Source organism: Paraburkholderia sp. BL6669N2 (assembly GCF_003387275.1).
Classification (GTDB): domain Bacteria; phylum Pseudomonadota; class Gammaproteobacteria; order Burkholderiales; family Burkholderiaceae; genus Paraburkholderia.
On the sequence record NZ_QUNA01000002.1, the window covers coordinates 637,541 to 652,030 of the forward strand.

The 14,490-nt window shown below is 61.9% G+C and carries 17 protein-coding genes; 7 read left to right on the forward strand and 10 right to left on the reverse strand.

Going from position 1 to position 14,490, the window contains the following annotated elements; genetic code table 11:
* Window positions 1–58 precede the first annotated feature (58 nt).
* From B0G80_RS25430 to B0G80_RS25460, 7 genes are all read right to left on the reverse strand, one after another.
* Window positions 59–1,288: a tyrosine-type recombinase/integrase gene (locus B0G80_RS25430; RefSeq protein WP_116120600.1), complete on the reverse strand. Its 1,230-nt coding sequence runs from the start codon at window positions 1,286–1,288 to the stop codon at window positions 59–61.
* Window positions 1,233–2,321, reverse strand: a complete 1,089-nt coding sequence (locus B0G80_RS25435) for a fatty acid desaturase (protein WP_116120602.1) — start codon at window positions 2,319–2,321, stop codon at window positions 1,233–1,235. Before B0G80_RS25435 ends, B0G80_RS25430 begins: the two co-directional genes overlap by 56 nt.
* Before the next feature lie 150 nt (window positions 2,322–2,471).
* Window positions 2,472–3,248 carry a CDP-diacylglycerol diphosphatase gene (locus tag B0G80_RS25440; protein ID WP_258879030.1) on the reverse strand — a complete coding sequence of 259 codons (777 nt, stop codon included), beginning with the start codon at window positions 3,246–3,248 and terminating at the stop codon, window positions 2,472–2,474.
* Window positions 3,249–3,309: 61 nt separating this feature from the next.
* Window positions 3,310–4,764, reverse strand: a complete 1,455-nt coding sequence (iaaH, locus tag B0G80_RS25445) for an indoleacetamide hydrolase (RefSeq protein WP_116120605.1) — start codon at window positions 4,762–4,764, stop codon at window positions 3,310–3,312.
* Window positions 4,745–5,698, reverse strand: a complete 954-nt coding sequence (locus B0G80_RS25450; protein ID WP_116120607.1) for a ferritin-like domain-containing protein — start codon at window positions 5,696–5,698, stop codon at window positions 4,745–4,747. The genes iaaH and B0G80_RS25450 overlap by 20 nt, the downstream gene beginning before the upstream one ends.
* Before the next feature lie 131 nt (window positions 5,699–5,829).
* Window positions 5,830–6,045 carry a transcriptional regulator gene (locus tag B0G80_RS25455; protein ID WP_106277508.1) on the reverse strand — a complete coding sequence of 72 codons (216 nt, stop codon included), beginning with the start codon at window positions 6,043–6,045 and terminating at the stop codon, window positions 5,830–5,832.
* A 321-nt stretch (window positions 6,046–6,366) separates the two neighbouring features.
* Window positions 6,367–7,029 carry an NADPH-dependent FMN reductase gene (locus B0G80_RS25460; protein ID WP_116120609.1) on the reverse strand — a complete coding sequence of 221 codons (663 nt, stop codon included), beginning with the start codon at window positions 7,027–7,029 and terminating at the stop codon, window positions 6,367–6,369.
* 460 nt (window positions 7,030–7,489) lie between these two features.
* On the opposite strand from B0G80_RS25460, the gene B0G80_RS25465 reads away from it, so the two are divergent.
* From B0G80_RS25465 to B0G80_RS25480, 3 genes are all read left to right on the forward strand, one after another.
* Entirely contained in the window at window positions 7,490–8,167 is a 678-nt protein-coding gene (locus B0G80_RS25465; RefSeq protein ID WP_116120611.1) for a J domain-containing protein, read from the forward strand.
* 337 nt (window positions 8,168–8,504) lie between these two features.
* Entirely contained in the window at window positions 8,505–8,705 is a 201-nt protein-coding gene (locus B0G80_RS25475) for a hypothetical protein (protein ID WP_116120612.1), read from the forward strand.
* A 224-nt stretch (window positions 8,706–8,929) separates the two neighbouring features.
* On the forward strand, window positions 8,930–9,451 hold the full coding sequence (locus B0G80_RS25480) for a low molecular weight phosphatase family protein (RefSeq protein WP_106277516.1): 522 nt from the start codon (window positions 8,930–8,932) through the stop codon (window positions 9,449–9,451).
* Between the two features lie 212 nt (window positions 9,452–9,663).
* On the opposite strand, the gene B0G80_RS25485 is transcribed toward B0G80_RS25480, so the two are convergent.
* The gene (locus B0G80_RS25485; RefSeq protein ID WP_106277518.1) at window positions 9,664–9,990 is read right to left on the reverse strand and encodes an H-NS family nucleoid-associated regulatory protein; all 327 of its coding nucleotides are present in this window, start codon (window positions 9,988–9,990) and stop codon (window positions 9,664–9,666) included.
* A 150-nt stretch (window positions 9,991–10,140) separates the two neighbouring features.
* A complete protein-coding gene (locus B0G80_RS46450) occupies window positions 10,141–10,326 on the reverse strand; it encodes a hypothetical protein (RefSeq protein WP_147309910.1) in 186 nt (61 codons plus the stop codon).
* 436 nt (window positions 10,327–10,762) lie between these two features.
* Between B0G80_RS46450 and B0G80_RS25490 the strand changes: the two genes are divergently transcribed.
* Window positions 10,763–11,077 (forward strand): hypothetical protein, encoded by a 315-nt coding sequence (locus B0G80_RS25490; RefSeq protein ID WP_116120614.1) that lies wholly within the window; start codon window positions 10,763–10,765, stop codon window positions 11,075–11,077.
* Between the two features lie 60 nt (window positions 11,078–11,137).
* Here the strand turns inward: B0G80_RS25490 and B0G80_RS25495 are convergent, their stop codons facing one another.
* Window positions 11,138–11,410 (reverse strand): hypothetical protein, encoded by a 273-nt coding sequence (locus tag B0G80_RS25495; protein WP_116120616.1) that lies wholly within the window; start codon window positions 11,408–11,410, stop codon window positions 11,138–11,140.
* 380 nt (window positions 11,411–11,790) lie between these two features.
* Here B0G80_RS25495 and B0G80_RS25500 point away from each other — a divergent pair, with 380 nt between their 5' ends.
* The 3 genes from B0G80_RS25500 (at window position 11,791) to B0G80_RS25510 (ending at window position 14,378) form a co-directional block, all read left to right on the forward strand.
* The gene (locus B0G80_RS25500) at window positions 11,791–13,038 is read left to right on the forward strand and encodes an MFS transporter (protein WP_116120618.1); all 1,248 of its coding nucleotides are present in this window, start codon (window positions 11,791–11,793) and stop codon (window positions 13,036–13,038) included.
* 123 nt (window positions 13,039–13,161) lie between these two features.
* The gene (locus B0G80_RS25505) at window positions 13,162–13,476 is read left to right on the forward strand and encodes a lysozyme inhibitor LprI family protein (protein WP_258879031.1); all 315 of its coding nucleotides are present in this window, start codon (window positions 13,162–13,164) and stop codon (window positions 13,474–13,476) included.
* A gap of 191 nt (window positions 13,477–13,667) precedes the next feature.
* Window positions 13,668–14,378 (forward strand): 1-acyl-sn-glycerol-3-phosphate acyltransferase, encoded by a 711-nt coding sequence (locus tag B0G80_RS25510; protein WP_116120622.1) that lies wholly within the window; start codon window positions 13,668–13,670, stop codon window positions 14,376–14,378.
* Window positions 14,379–14,490 lie beyond the last annotated feature (112 nt).

Below are 14,490 nucleotides of genomic sequence, written 5' to 3' on the forward strand. Positions count from 1 at the left end.
GTTTCCTGGTTCCTCAAGATTTTGGATCTGAGTGGGGAAGCGCCGTCGTGCCAAAAGATCAGTCCCTCAGACTTTCCAGATAGTCCCCCCAATCTTGCATCATTTTTTGTCGCTCTGACAGGAACTCGGCCTTGTTATACGCACGACTAACACGATTTTTCTCGACGTGCGCCAACTGACGTTCAATCGCGAGAGGAACAAATCCCCGTTCGTGTGCCCATGTGCTGAATGTACCTCGTGCGCCGTGTGCTCTGAAAAGACGTTCGTTATTGAATCCAGCGCGAACCAACGCTGCATTGATCGTAGTAGCTGCCATGGGTCGTGATTTGTCTCTGGCGTTTGGGAAAAGGTAATCGCCCGAGGTCTTGGGCCGGGTAATTTCTTTTACTTTTCCTAAAACTTCAATTGCCTGTGTGCTGAGTGGCACGACATGCGGACGCGCCATCTTCATGCGTTCGCCGGGGAGGGCCCATATAGCTGTTTCGAGGTCGAACTCCCGCCACGTCGCACCTCGCAACTCGACGGTGCGCACGGAGGTGAGCAATAGCAGGCGCATTGCTAAACGCGTAAGAGGAGTTCCCGTGACCCAAAACGCCGCCAGCACGTGCTTGAGCTCATCAGCCTCCAGCGCTCGATTGTGTCGGGTAGGCGGGAGCGTTACAACATCCGATGGCTTGAGTGCTGCGACAGGATTCGAGTCTACGCGTCCGCTGATAATCGCTCGTCTGAATACAGCGTCAAGGTGCTGGCGCAAACGTATTGCGATGTGAGGAGCGCCCTCGGCCTTGCGTTCATCGCCTGAAATAGTTTTGCGCTTTGCAATCGATTGGATCAGGTCATACAGGTGCGCCACCGTGACGTCGCGAATTGGCATCGCACCCAGCTGCGAGTCCTTCACGTAGCGTGCAAGGAAGCGCGTGGCTTGACCGTGATAGTAGGCGGTCCAGTTTGCTCGGTTGTCGTTCAGCCATTCCTCACACACCGGCCAGAGCGTGTTTTTGTAATGAGCAACGTTCTGCTGTTGAAGATGCTTTTCGTGTGCCTTCGGATGGACGCCGGACGCGACGAGGTTGGCTGCAGCGTTGCGAAGTTGACGAGCGTCCGCTATAGAGAGATCGGGAAACCGGCCGAGGGTGTAACTGCAATCCTTGCCATCCAGCCGGTAGTCAAATTTCCACACCTTCGAACCTGAGACCGACACCCGTAGATACATGGAATCGCGGTCGCGAATTTTATAGGGCTTGTCTTGCGGTTTGGCGTTCAACAACAGCGGGTAGGTCAGCCTCATGGAATTCTCCTCGAAGGACAACTACCATGAATTTTACCCGCAATTTACCCGCAAAACTGTCGGAAGTGGACGGATTATCTAAGACCATGCCGGATATGACCCCGTAAACTGGTTGGGCGACCCGAGTGAACGAATAACGCTTCAACCATTCGCTGTAACCCTTTACCAGAAAGCCTCCCGAGCGCTCTATATATTGCTGGCGGGATGTCTCATAGACCTCCCGAAGCACAAACCACGGCACATGCGGCAAGTCGTGATGCACCAGATGATAGTTATTGTTCAGAAACAGCAGGCGCCAGAACCACGCCGCTTCGTTAATAACACTGCGATGATCATGCGCTTGCGCCTCGCGATGTTCCTGAAACGAACGGATCGAACTCAACGACAGCGCTCCATAGCCCGCGCCCACAAAAAAGACCCACGCCGGGATCCCGCACGCATGTTGCAGCCACGCTGCGAGCGCAGCAACGGCGGCGAAGTGCGCGAGCCACAGTGGAATATCGTGCCAATCGCCGCTTTTGATCTTGCGCAGCGCGTCCACGCCGGTCGCCGCAATGGAGAACGCCGGCCCGACCAGCAGACGGCCGACAAACGTATTGCGGAAAGTCAGCAACGCGCGAATGGACCAACCGGTGTGCCGCCAAACGAGCGCGCTGACGAAATAGCTTTCAGGGTCGCGCTCGGAATGCGTCAGATGTGGATCGTCGTGATGCCGAAGATGTGAATCGCGATAGATGCCATACGGAAACCACACGGCAAGCGGCGCAAAACCGAGCAGGGCATTGACGAACGGCGAACGCGTAGGGTGCCCATGCAGCAGTTCGTGTTGCAACGACATGTACCACGTGCCGAGCACGGCGAGCAGAAGCGTCGTGAGCGGCAGTCCGAGCACGCGCGCATGTGTCGCCACGCCGAACCATCCCCCATAGATCGTGATGATCAGTGCCCAGGTCGGCCATTGCGTGCGCCATGTCCAACTTGTCGCCAGACGGGCGACGGTGTTGCGTTGCGTGTCGTCGAGATAAATCGCCATGAACAGGATCGGCCGGAATGCAGGTTCAGACCGATCCTACGGACCCTCGCGCATTGCCAGAACCAATTTGTTCAGCAATGCATCTGTGAAAACGTGAAAAGGCGGCCGGCCCTAAGCGCGGGGCGCCTTCCGGGCTTGCTGGTCAGACGCTCAGCGCGCGTCCGCCACGCGGCAGGCGTGATCCTGGAGGCCTTCGGCCGAGCCGCTGCCGTTGTCCACGTCGATCCCGCTGTTGAGGATCAGCCAGCCGTCCTTGTCAGCGGACGGTCCCGCGCCGGTCACTAGAATTGTTTGCCCGGCCATCGCCGCCGCGCCCTGGTTGTCTCTCGCGACGATGCGAAACGGGTTGTCGGCCCCTTCAAGCGAGGTCACGCGCATGATGCGGTAGCGATCGCCGTCGAGCGTTTCCCAGCGCCATTGATCCGGTGAATCTTTGGCGTGACGCGCGAGCGCTTCGCTGATATCGGCGCGCATGCAATCGATATGAATATGCAACTGGTTCTGCGTGCGGCGATATTGTGAATTGATTTCAAGGCCGAGCTGATTGTCGGGCAGCGAGCGCTTGACCGATTTCTCGACGTAGGTCCGCGCGTCCCACGCGTCGGCCCAGTAATCCTGCGCATGCGGCGCAAGCACGAGCGGGCTTTCGATACCGGTAATGCGGTCGGTCGGAATCAACAGGTGCTGCGAGCGTCCGACGATATCCTTCAGGATAGCGTAGCGTTTGTTCAGATCGACAAACGTGCATTGACCGGGCGTGCCGTTGGCCTGCTGGGACGGCACGCAGCGCAGATCGACGATTTTCCACAGCGCATTCGAGTCGACCGCGGCGAGGCGCGCGCATGCGCTGGCGGCCAAGGCGAGGGTCAACGCCGCGGCGATTCGCGCGCCGTGGCGCAAGAGGGCCCGCCGCGGGAGAGCGGGCATTTGAGTTTTCATCGGTGTACTAGTTGAGTTTTTTGGAGGTGTTGTGAAGGTGATTTCGGTATCAAAGCACCGGCGCCGGCAATGCGCCAAGCAACTGTTCGAACGCAATGCCGATCGCAAGAAGACGCCGGTCCTCGCCGAGCGGGCCGTCCAGTTCGAGTCCGACCGGCAGGCCGCTCGCGGTCATGCCCGCGGGCAGTGAAAGTCCCGGTATGCCCGAGGTGCTGGCCGGATCGGTGTTGCGCAGGAAAGCGTCCATGGTGTCGATGGCCGCCGAGCCGTCGATCGATACGACCGACGAACCGTTCACTTCGTCGATCGGCACGGCGGCGAGACGCGTGGTCGGGAACAGCAGCGCGTCGAGGCGCTCGTCGGCGAAGGTCGCGGCCATGTACTGCTGCAAGCGCGGCCGCCAATGATTCAGCGCGTCCTTGTAGCGGTCGCCGAGCACATCGCCGAGCACGGCGTCGTAGATCGCGCGCACGTCCGGGCTGGCAATACGGGCCGCCAGTTCGACGACGGTTTTGACGGGCGCGTCGTTGGCGACGAGCCAGGCGAGCACGTCGTCACGCGGCTCATGGATCGCAATCGGGCCGCCCACCATGGCGTTCAGATCATCCAGTTCGCTCATGGCCACCGGCACGAACACCACGCCCGCCGCTTCGAGCTGCTGCAACGCGGCCCGTGCGACGTCCTCCACCTGCCGTTCGAGTCCTTGCCAGAGCGGCGCGGGCAGGCCGATGCGCAAGCCGTTCAACGCGACATCCGGCAACGCGCGGGCGCCGGTGATCACGCCGTCGAGCAGCGCAATATCGGCGACGCTGCGCGCCATCGGACCGACCGTGTCGCGCGTATGGCTGACCGGCACGACGGCGTCCGGGTCGTGATAGCGCCGTTCGGCGCCGCCGTTGCCGACCGATGGACGAAACCCCGCCGTGCCCGTCAACGCGGCGGGAATGCGCGTTGAGCCGCCGGTGTCGGTGCCGAGACCCGCGGGTACGATGCGCGCGGCGATCGCCGCCGCGGTGCCGCCCGACGAGCCGCCCGGAATCAACGAGGGATCGTAGGGATTGCGCACCGGGCCCGCATGCGTGGCGAGGTTCGTGCTCGTGATGCCGAACGCCAGTTCATGCATATTCGCCTTGCCGAGCACGATCGCGCCGGCGTCGACGAGGCGCTGCACCGAGGGCGCGTTGGTCTTCGGTATGAAGCCCTCGAGCGCCGGCGTGCCCGCCGAGGTCTGCATGCCCGCCGTGTTGATGTTGTCCTTCACGACCACGGGCAAACCCGCGAGCGGCAAGCGGGCCTTCTCGGCGGCGGGCAAGGCGTCGATGCGCCGCGCGGCGGCGAGCGCGCCGTCGAGGTCGAGCGTGGTGAGCGCATTGAGGCTCGAAAGCGCCGCCGCGCGCGCGAGCAAGGTGGCCACGTAGTCGGCGGCCTTCAGACGGCCGGACTGGATCGCGGCGACCGCTTCGGTGGCGGTCAACGCGAGTTGTTCATCGACGGTCCATGTCATGGCCGGCGTCTCCTTGTTTTGATGAGGTGTCCCGGCGCGCGGGTTTCATGAAGCGCAGGACCAAGCGGGCCAGCGTGGGCACCAGCCTGGGCCGCAGCAATCTCGCATCGTAACCGCTCATGCGCCGGTCGTTTTCCGCGAGGCAGAGCGCGAACAGGTCGGGCGCATTCATGGCCTCGCCGATCACACCGCTGCTCGCGGGCAGAAAATTCGAATCGTGCGCCATGCCTTTCGCGTCGATGCCTCGCGCGATCGCGAGGCGCTGCCAGATGAGCACCACCCAGATCGCGGCCACGCGCAGCGAATGCCACGGTCTGCGCCACAGCGGCATGGTGCGTCGATACCACGCGACCCAGTTGATGAAAAACAGAATGTGGCGCGCTTCCTCCTGAATGACCGGTTCGAAAGTCTCGACCAGCGCGGCGGGAAAAAAGCCCGACTCATGCGCCGAGCGGAATAGCCCGAACGCAAAGAAACTGTCGATGCACTCGCTATAGCCCGTGCGCATCCATTCCCATTCGGCGTCGCGTGGCGGCGGATAGTCGGGCTCGGGCGCGATCTCGATGCCATAGGCGGCGATCAGTCTGGACAGCACGTGCTTGTGACGCGCTTCTTCGTCGCCGTCCATGGTGATGGCTTCGCGCACCAGGGGATCGCGCAATTGCGCGGCGTAGGTATGGACGGCGATCGACGCGCGGCCTTCGGTCTGCACCGCGATGTCCCAGATAGGCAGCGAACAGAGCCGCTCGAGTGCATCGGGCGACAAGGGCGGCCAATCGAGCACGGCCGGTTTATAAGGGTTGTGGGTTTCAAGCAGCATGCGGCAAAACATCTGCTTGTGCGCCTCGGAACCGATCTTCACGCGGGCGGGGTCGCGGAATGTCCAGTGGCGCAGGGTACGGTCTTCGGCAACATCTGTCAGTGTGTCGGACATGGCAGGCGTACAGAGGGCGAACTCGATGTGTCGCCCATTCTGGCACAACCGTTCAAAATCCGATGCCTGGCGGCGCAGGCTGGCTGGCGCCGCCCCCAACGTACATGAGGTCGGAGACGCGATCGGTGACGTTACTGATGGTTATCGATCCACATGCGTCCCCAGCGAAATGCGTAAGCCAATGCGTGCTCTTCGTCGAAGAAATAATCGAGCGCGTCGAATGAATAATGCTGCTCGTGATTGGCGGAAGTTTTCTCGATGGTCAGATTGGCGGCGAACAGGCCGTTCGGTAATTGTTGTGCGGCCGGTGCAACTTCATAACCCTTGTAGCGAATATGTGCGTTCATGATTTTTTGCAGTCGTTATGCCCCGCTTGCGTCGAAAAGGCCGGCACTTCGGACGCAACCCCTAAGGTCACGCGGCCGGTAAATCAGCGGGCAGGATCAAGCCTAGGCCGCGCTGCGCAGCGGGTGAACCAATCTTTTGTCGTAAGCAAATCTGAAGGGAAGTGTGCAGAAGCCCCGATCGGATCATATTCGCTGTGTTCGAACACACTATCCGGCGTAGCGGGAAACGGGTCTGTTATGTGCCGCACGTTCGCGCGAACGACCGCGCCGTGGGCCGCCCAGGCGGGTCCACGGCGTTGCGAGTCGGTAGTGGAAGGGGATTTAAACCGCGTGCAGCAGGCGCGCGGGTTGTGCTTCCTTGAGGGCGTTGCCGGCCGGCGGCGCCGCGGCCGCCGTGCGGTGCGCGTTGAACGCCAGCGCGAATTGCGCAGCCTGCTGGCCGACGGTGGCGAGCTGATCGACCACCTTCGCGTCCGAGCAGGTGTCGACGGTATCGAAGCGCGTCTCCAGCGTATTGATGCCGGCGCCGAACGGCGTGGGCCAGCCGCGCAACGCGTGGACGATCGAGCGCAACGACGTCAGCACCGAGCCCGCGGCCTGCCAGCCATATGCCGTGACGATACAGCCCACCGCGCGGCCATCCAGATACGGGCGCTCGTCGGCGCGCAGCTCCTCCAGCGTGTCGAGCGCGTTCTTGACCAGACCGGACACGCCGCCGTGATAGCCGGGCGTGGCGATGACGAGCGCGTCTGCATGGCGCACGGCCTCGATCAGTTCGAGTTGTTCGTCCGTGCGGTGAGCCTGTTCCGGCGCGTAGTGGGGCAGGCTATGCAGGAAGGTGCCGCCGAACAGGCGGGTGTTCGCGCCGGCTTCCTGCGCGCCGCGCAACGCGAAGCCGAGCGCGCGCTCGGTCGACGAAGCGGCGCGTGTCGTGCCGCCAATGCCGATAACGAGCGGCCGGCGATGATGATCGAAACTGGTCAACGAAATGCTCCTTCGGTAGCGGCTCACGGCGCGCCGGCACGGGCTGCGCGCGGCGGACCGGGGCGAACCGGACTTTGAAGCGTTATCTTAATCAGCGCCGGGTGCCGCACGAAGTGACTTTATGTTCTAACGATATAACCGCGCGGCGTTTGCCGCAGCGGCGGCGCGCCCGCCTTCGGCGTAGCGGAGCCTATGCCGCATGCGCTGCAATGCACTTGAAGCCGCGCCGGATAAGCATATGCCGAAGCATTGTTAGGGGGCGCGATGACTCACGGCTATGATCGAATCGTCTCCTCCATGACACCTCCTTGACATGGGACTCGGCCCCGCCACGCAAATGGCGGGGCCTTTTTTTATCCGCACTCCGGGCGTTTTGCGGCCTGGCCACTTCACGATAAAGCCGTTTTCTGCATGTTACGATCGTCCGCAAAGCCAAAAACACGGCGAGGTCGAGCAAGCAATGGCAACTCTTTATGACACCCTCGGCGTGCCCACGCACGCCACCGACGAAGAAATCAAGCGGGCTTACCGCAAGGCCGCGATGAAGTGGCATCCCGACCGCAACAGCGGCGCCGAAGACGTTGCGCGCGCCACCTTCCAGGAAATCAAGGACGCGTACGCGATCCTCTCCGACGCCGCGCAGCGCAAGGTGTACGACGCGGTCTACGCCGAGCAGATGCGTAGCTGGGAAGCGCAGCACGCGCGCCAGCGGAAGTCGCAAGCCGAGCGCGAAGCGGCGTCGCGGGCCGCTGATGAAGCCGCGTACGCGGAGATGGTCTCGCTCGCCATGCGTTTCGCCGACGAAGGCCACAACCGCGATGTGCTGTTCGGTGTGCTGCTCGGGCGTCGATGCGAGGCACGGCGAGCCGCGCAGATCGCGGACAGCGTGTCGGCGTTGCAGGCCGCGCGGCGCGAACCGGCGAAGGCCGAAGCCGAGCCGGTCGCGGCGGATGCGTCCGAGAGTGCCGATAGTTCGGTCGCGACCGAGGCCGCTGCAGCGAAAGATGACGCGGCCGCACAGGCTTCGCCAGGTCACCGCGCGCATCAGGACAAGCGCGAGGAACCCGTCGGCGATACGCATCCAGCCGGTGCCCTGAGCGGGCTCTGGTTCCAGTTTCTCAACGGCTTGCGGCTCTGACGCATCACGCCGGTTGTCCGGCGATCCGTGCGAGTTCGGCGGCGAGTGCGGCGACGAGTTCGTCGATATAGGCATCGTTCAGTCCGCGGATACTTCGGCGCACAACCGCAGCCGTGTGACGAATGGCGCCCTGGCCGGAAGACCATAGAGGTAGACCGAATTGATATAGAGAGCAGGCTTTAGCGTTCGAATCCGCACTTCTAAAATCAAAGACAACGTCCGCAGCCTGGGTCGCCGGCGTCGCCCGAACGCCGCCTCGAGAGCGACGCCTGCTCATTGCCACGCGGTCCTGCTTCGTTTGACTTCCACGCAGTCAATTCCGGGAGGCACGACAGCCATGTTCACTTTCATCGTAGTCGTTGCGGTGGCGGCGTTTATTCCCTACGTCGTGGCACCCAGCATCGCCAATGGCGTCAAGGCGATCAGCACACCGCCCGCGGCCATGAGGTTCGATACTTCGCCCGCCGCGGCAACTGACGGAAGCGACGCGGCCAACCGCATCGTGTCCGGCCGACACGAGAGCGACGCTTCGGTGTGACTGCCCGATCCCGGTTTGCTCCTGTCGAAGGCTGAATGAAAGCTTGACGCTTGCGCTGGTACACTTCGGCGCACGCGCGATGCGCGGTGCCCGTAAGTCGGCAAATCCTGGTACAAATTCTCGTGGCGCAACAAATTTGAACATCGTAGTGTCACGAGGGCGCAAGACTGAGCCGGCAGAATTGCACGCAGAATCAAACAAAAAGACACGGGTACGGGGTAAGCGTGATCAGAAAATATAGGGTGCTGTTTCTCTGTCGCGAGAATTCAGCACGCAGCATCATTGCCGAAGCTTTGTTGCGGGAACTGGCGGGACACCGGTTCGACGCGTTCAGCGCGGGTCCGGAACCGGCCGCGCGGGTACATCCGTGCGCGGTCGCGCAATTGCGGCCGGGCATCTCGGACCTCGGTATTCTCAGTCCGAAAAGCTGGCTGGAATTCACCGGTGAATGGGCGCCGCGCATGGATCTCGTCGTCGCGCTGGACGAATCCGTCGACGCACACCACGCGCCCGCGTTTCCTGGCGAGCCTGCCACGTGCACCTGGACCTTGGCCGATCCGCTCGCCGACGGCATTGCCGAATCCGAGCGTGCGCGCCTGTTCGAGAAGGTGTTCTGGCAAATCGTGCGGCAGATGAGCGCGTTTATCGAACTGCCGCAATACGCGGCGCCGGCCGGCGCTGTTGCAACGGCCACCATTCCCGCGTTGAGCGCGTCGACGCAGCGCGTCACGACATGCGACGCGTGAACCGAGGCGCAGGCGCTGCCTCAGTCTGACTCAGCACGCGGCAAAAAGCCGGCAAAAGTCATTGCGCGGTTTTCGTGGGACTTACGCGACAACGCGTCACATGTGTGCATGGCACAGGTACATGCGTGCTTGCGAACGCGCCGAACCGGCGGTCTCCCACGGAGGAATTGCGGGGTGATTTCTTTACGCTAGCGGCTGAATGATACGGTGGTCTATCGATTGTTCGAACGCGCGAGCGGGCTTCCGGCGAACGGGTCGTTCTGCCAGTCCACGCGTTTTTTCGGCTGCGGAGCAGGCGCCGGCGCGGCCGACAATTCAAAGTGGTCGATGGATTGACCTGCGCTGATTGCCTGTTTGAGCCATTGAGGCATTTCGCCCTGGCCGTCCCAGCTATCTCCAGTTGCGCTACGGTAGCGTCCCGGCTTTTGCGCGGCCGGCTCGGATGCCAGCACTGCAGCCAGGTCTTCTGGTTTGATGCCAAACTCTTCCATGCGATGGCGGAGATACGCAATCATGCTATCTCGCTTCCTTTCGTCCATAAGATATTCGTCCTTCTAAAACGTCCGGCGTTCTGTCAATTACAGATTGCAAGGCAAATCCGCGAATGCATCGATCCATATAAATGGGGACGGCCCGCGGTGTGGTTAAGATTGAAGGAAATCCTAAAGGCAGCGTTTAGAAAACGCCGCTCAAAAATAGCGCGGTGCAGCATATGGCTGACCTGGCCGCCAATCAAATTCAAGGGTATCGATCAGTGAATATTCAAGCGCTCCGCCGTGCGGCAAGGAAGGCAGCGTATGACTCACGCCAGGCCTCATGCTCACAAGGGAAAAAACGGTATTGACGATGCACTGATTGCGGCAGGCCGGTTTCATCTCCACGCTCCGTCTCTCGCCGGTACTTCACGCGGGGCCGATTATTGTCGTTATGTCAGCATCATAACGCACTGCGCGACCAAAGCACGTACCGGTTTGGGTGATTTTGTGCAAATCTCTTCTTTCCAACTACTTCGGCTGCGGCAAACGGGCCGGGTGTTCCGCGATTGAATTCCTGAGTGGCCGAGCTATAAAGAAATGAGCGGAGCCAAAATCCGTGCTTCCAGCCTGCGGCCACCGATTCCGGCTAGCCGCCAAAACGCGTCCGACATCGGTTGCAGGTCTGGCAACTCATTACTCGTTTAGTTCGATGACTCGCCGCAGCAGTAGGCATCGGCATCGACTCGTCCGTCGGCCCATTGGGCAGCCTGACTTTTTTCGCGGATCAATTCTTTGGAGGACGAGAACTGCTGCGCCGGATTCAAGGAGTCTGGACATGAAACTACGACTATGGATGGCGCTCGCCAGCGCCGTATTCCTGCTGGTGCCGAAAACAGCGGGCGCGCTGGGCATCGAAGGCCAGCAGGGCGCCGGCGTGTCGGGCCGCGCGCTGATGCAGAACGCGAACGAATCGGCGCAAGCGACAACCGACATGTCGTTCAGCGACTCGGGGCAGGGCATGCCCGGCGCCCAGCCGGTGCAGAATGTCTCGTACGGCGGCGTAGCCGGGGGGCAATCGCAGGCGGGAGGTCCGCAAAATCAGCCCTGCATGTCTTCCGCGCCGCAATGCAGAATCTATTTTGGTCAATGACCGGTCGGTCTTTGGGAATGCGGTGCGTATTGACGAGCACCGTATTCCCGTCAGCTGCCGTTATGCGAGCGCCATCGTGTTTAGCGGATGACCGGCGCGCTCGCTGAAGCGGCCCATCATCGCGTTGAAGGTTTCTCCTTGCACCGCGGCGTCCTCGGTGAATCCGCGCAATTCGTCCAGCAGTGCGCGCCACGACGCATGCCAGCGCGTTTCCTTGATGCACGCCCCCAACGAGTCCGCGATACGCAGCACGCCGTTGTCCGGATAGAAGGTGACGGTGAGCGGCATGCCGTCGATCACGCAAGTGGCGGTGCAAGGGCGGGTGGTAAGCATGGCGTCGTCCTCTTTATGTGAGATGAGCGAGTGTTAAAAACGCTGACATGCGCTTCAGCAAACGCTGTGCCCAGGTGACGCTCGCGCTTCGCAGCGCCTGCCGCGTGATGGTCGCGCAGGGAGCCGAGCGTGAAATCCGCGCGAATAACCCCACGCCCAACCGCGATTTTTCGGAGCGGTCAGCGAGCGAGTTAATACGATGTTATGGTGTGGTCTATTCGGGTTTTCACCCGCTGATTCTCCAGACTGCAATCGCGTCACTTCCGGCAAGCAGGCCCATATGGCCTGCTTTTTCAATCGTGCCGGGCGCTTTGCGAATGGATTAGCGCGGTGCGGCCGCTCCAATCTCACCCGTTGTTAATAGACTCGCAAACAATACTATGTTGATCGAAGACAATCTGCCGGCGAGCACGGCCTCGCTGGACGATGGCGCATCGTCGTCCCTGCGTTCATGGCTGGCTGTCATGGCTGTCGCCATCGGCGCTTTCGCTTTCGTGACGACGGAGTTCCTGCCGGTCGGACTGCTGCCGCGCGTCGCCGCGGATCTGGGCGTGTTGCCCGGCACCGCCGGCCTGATGGTCACGGTCCCCGGCGTCATCGCGGCCATTTCAGCGCCGGGTCTGATGCTGGTGGCGGGGCGCATGGATCGCCGGCGAGTGTTTCTTTTGCTGACGGCTCTGCTGCTGGCGTCGAATCTGATCTCTGCTTTTGCGCCGAATTTTCTCTGCATGCTGTTCGGGCGCGCGCTGCTCGGCGCCGCGCTGGGCGGATTCTGGACGCTGGCCACGGCGGCCTCGGGGCGGCTCGTGAAGCCCAAGGATTCGGCGCGCGCCATGGCCACGATTCTCACCGGCGTGACGTGCGCAACGGTGATCGGCGTGCCGCTCGGCACGTTCATCGCGAGCTTCGCATCATGGCGCGTGTCGTTCATGGCGACCGGCGTGCTGGTCGCGGTGGCGCTGGTCGCGCAGTTTTTCTTTGTGCCGTCCCTGCCGTCGACCGCCGCGCTGCGTCTGCGCGATCTGGTGGCGCTGCTGCGCCGGCCGCATCCACGCCGCAGCATGCTGATGGTGGCGCTCGCTTTCGGCGCGCATTTTTCGTCGTACACGTACATCACGCCTTTCCTGCTGCATAACGCGAATCTGGACATGTCGACCATCACGTGGCTGCTGCTCGGCTTCGGCATTATCGGGTTCTTCTCGAACTTCGCGGTTTCGTCGACGGTGACGCGCAATCTGAAAGTGTCGGTCGGCGCGATGGTTTCGCTGTTGATGTTCGCCCTGGTGTTGCTGCCGCTACTCCAGCATTCGACGATCGGCGTCGTCGCACTGGTGCTTGCGTGGGGCGTTTCCTTCGGCGCGTTGCCGCTGTGTTTCAGCATCTGGATTCAACGCGCCACACCGGATTCGCCCGAAGCCGGCTCCGCGTTGTTCGTGAGCATCATTCAGGTGGCGATTGCGTTGGGGTCGCTGGTGGGCGGCGTGGTGGTCGACCATGTGGGAATTTCCGCCGACTTTCTGCTCGGTAGCGGCCTCGCGTTGCTGGGGCTTGCCGCGCTGGCGAGCTTCGGCCGCGGCGAACAGAAGGTCGCCGATAAAGCGGTGGCTTGCCCGGCGTGTACGGAATAACTGCCGGGTATCGGTTTAGTTGTTCAGACCGTGCTCACGGCAGTTCAACCACAACGCAGAAGCGTGATGAATCGACAACGCAATCAAGTTATCAAACGTCACTTGCGGTGGGCGCTGTTCGCAATGGCCGCACTCGCTTCCGCTTCCGCATTCGCGGCCAGCTTCGACTGCGGCCGGGCGCGATTGCCGGATGAAAAGACCATCTGCGCGTCACGGCAACTGAGTGAGATGGACGTCGAAATGGCCGTGCGTTACCAGATGCTGACGGGCCTGGTTGCGATGGGCGCGCGGGGCAACATGCAGGACGAGCAGCAGGCGTGGCTGGAGTCCAGAAAAGCCTGCGGCGCTAATCAATCGTGCTTGCTCAACGCGTACCGCCGGCGCATCGGAACGCTCAAGGACGAGTACGCCAACCTCGCGAGTCGCGGACCGTTCTGAGTGCGCTGCGTGTGTTCCAGAAACGGATACGGAACAAAGAGCCGCGAAGGCAAGCCGAATTCGATCCTTCAGTGAGCAGCGGAAACGCCAGGCGCGCCTCTTCCGCCCGCGACCGAACGTATCGCTCACGTCGCCGTCTCAACGCGTTACCATGAAAATCTTCCGCTGCTTATCCCCCGATTCAGGTCCCGATGCGCTCAACTTTCACCAAATGGCTTTTTATCGTCTACCTCCTCGGTAGCGGCACGCTGTATTCGATCATCATCCTGCTGCTGTTTCCCTTCGTCGGACGGGCCGGCCGGTACTGGCTGGCCAGGCAATGGTGTCGCGCACTGGTCTTCGTCATGCGTTGGCTACCCGGCGTTTCATGTTCGATAGACGGGCTCGACAACCTGCCCGACGGTCCGGCGATCATCCTCTCGCGTCATGAATCGACGTGGGAAACGCTCGCGTTTCTCGCGATTTTTCCGCGCCGCGTCAGTTTCGTGTTCAAGGAAGAGCTTCTGCGCATCCCCTTCTTCGGCTGGGTGTTGCGTGGCCTCGACATGGTCAGCCTGAACCGCGGCTCCGCTCGACAGGCTCACCAAGCCGTGACGAAGGAGAGCGCGGAGCGGCTGGCCAAGGGCGATGTCGTCGTCATTTTCCCGGAAGGCACCCGGGTCGCGCACGATGCGCCGTTGCGGATGACGTCCGGCGGCGTTCGGCTGGCGTGCGCGACCGGCGTGCCGGCCGTTCCCGTGGTCCTGAACGCGGGCAAGGTCTGGCCGACAAAAGGCTGGCCGGAGGGCCGCGGGCATATCCGCGTGGTGGTCGGGCCGCCGCTGTCTCCGCAGGACATGACACAGCAGGAACTGAGTCACGCGGTCCACGAGTGGATGAAAAACGAACTGCTGCGGCTTTGACGATGGTCGAGCCCGCATGCGGCACGGCGGATCGTTTGCGGTGCCCTAGCCTGGCGTACCGCTCGATTGAACTGGAACCCATTTGAGCATATGGTGATTGCTCCCTAGTCCA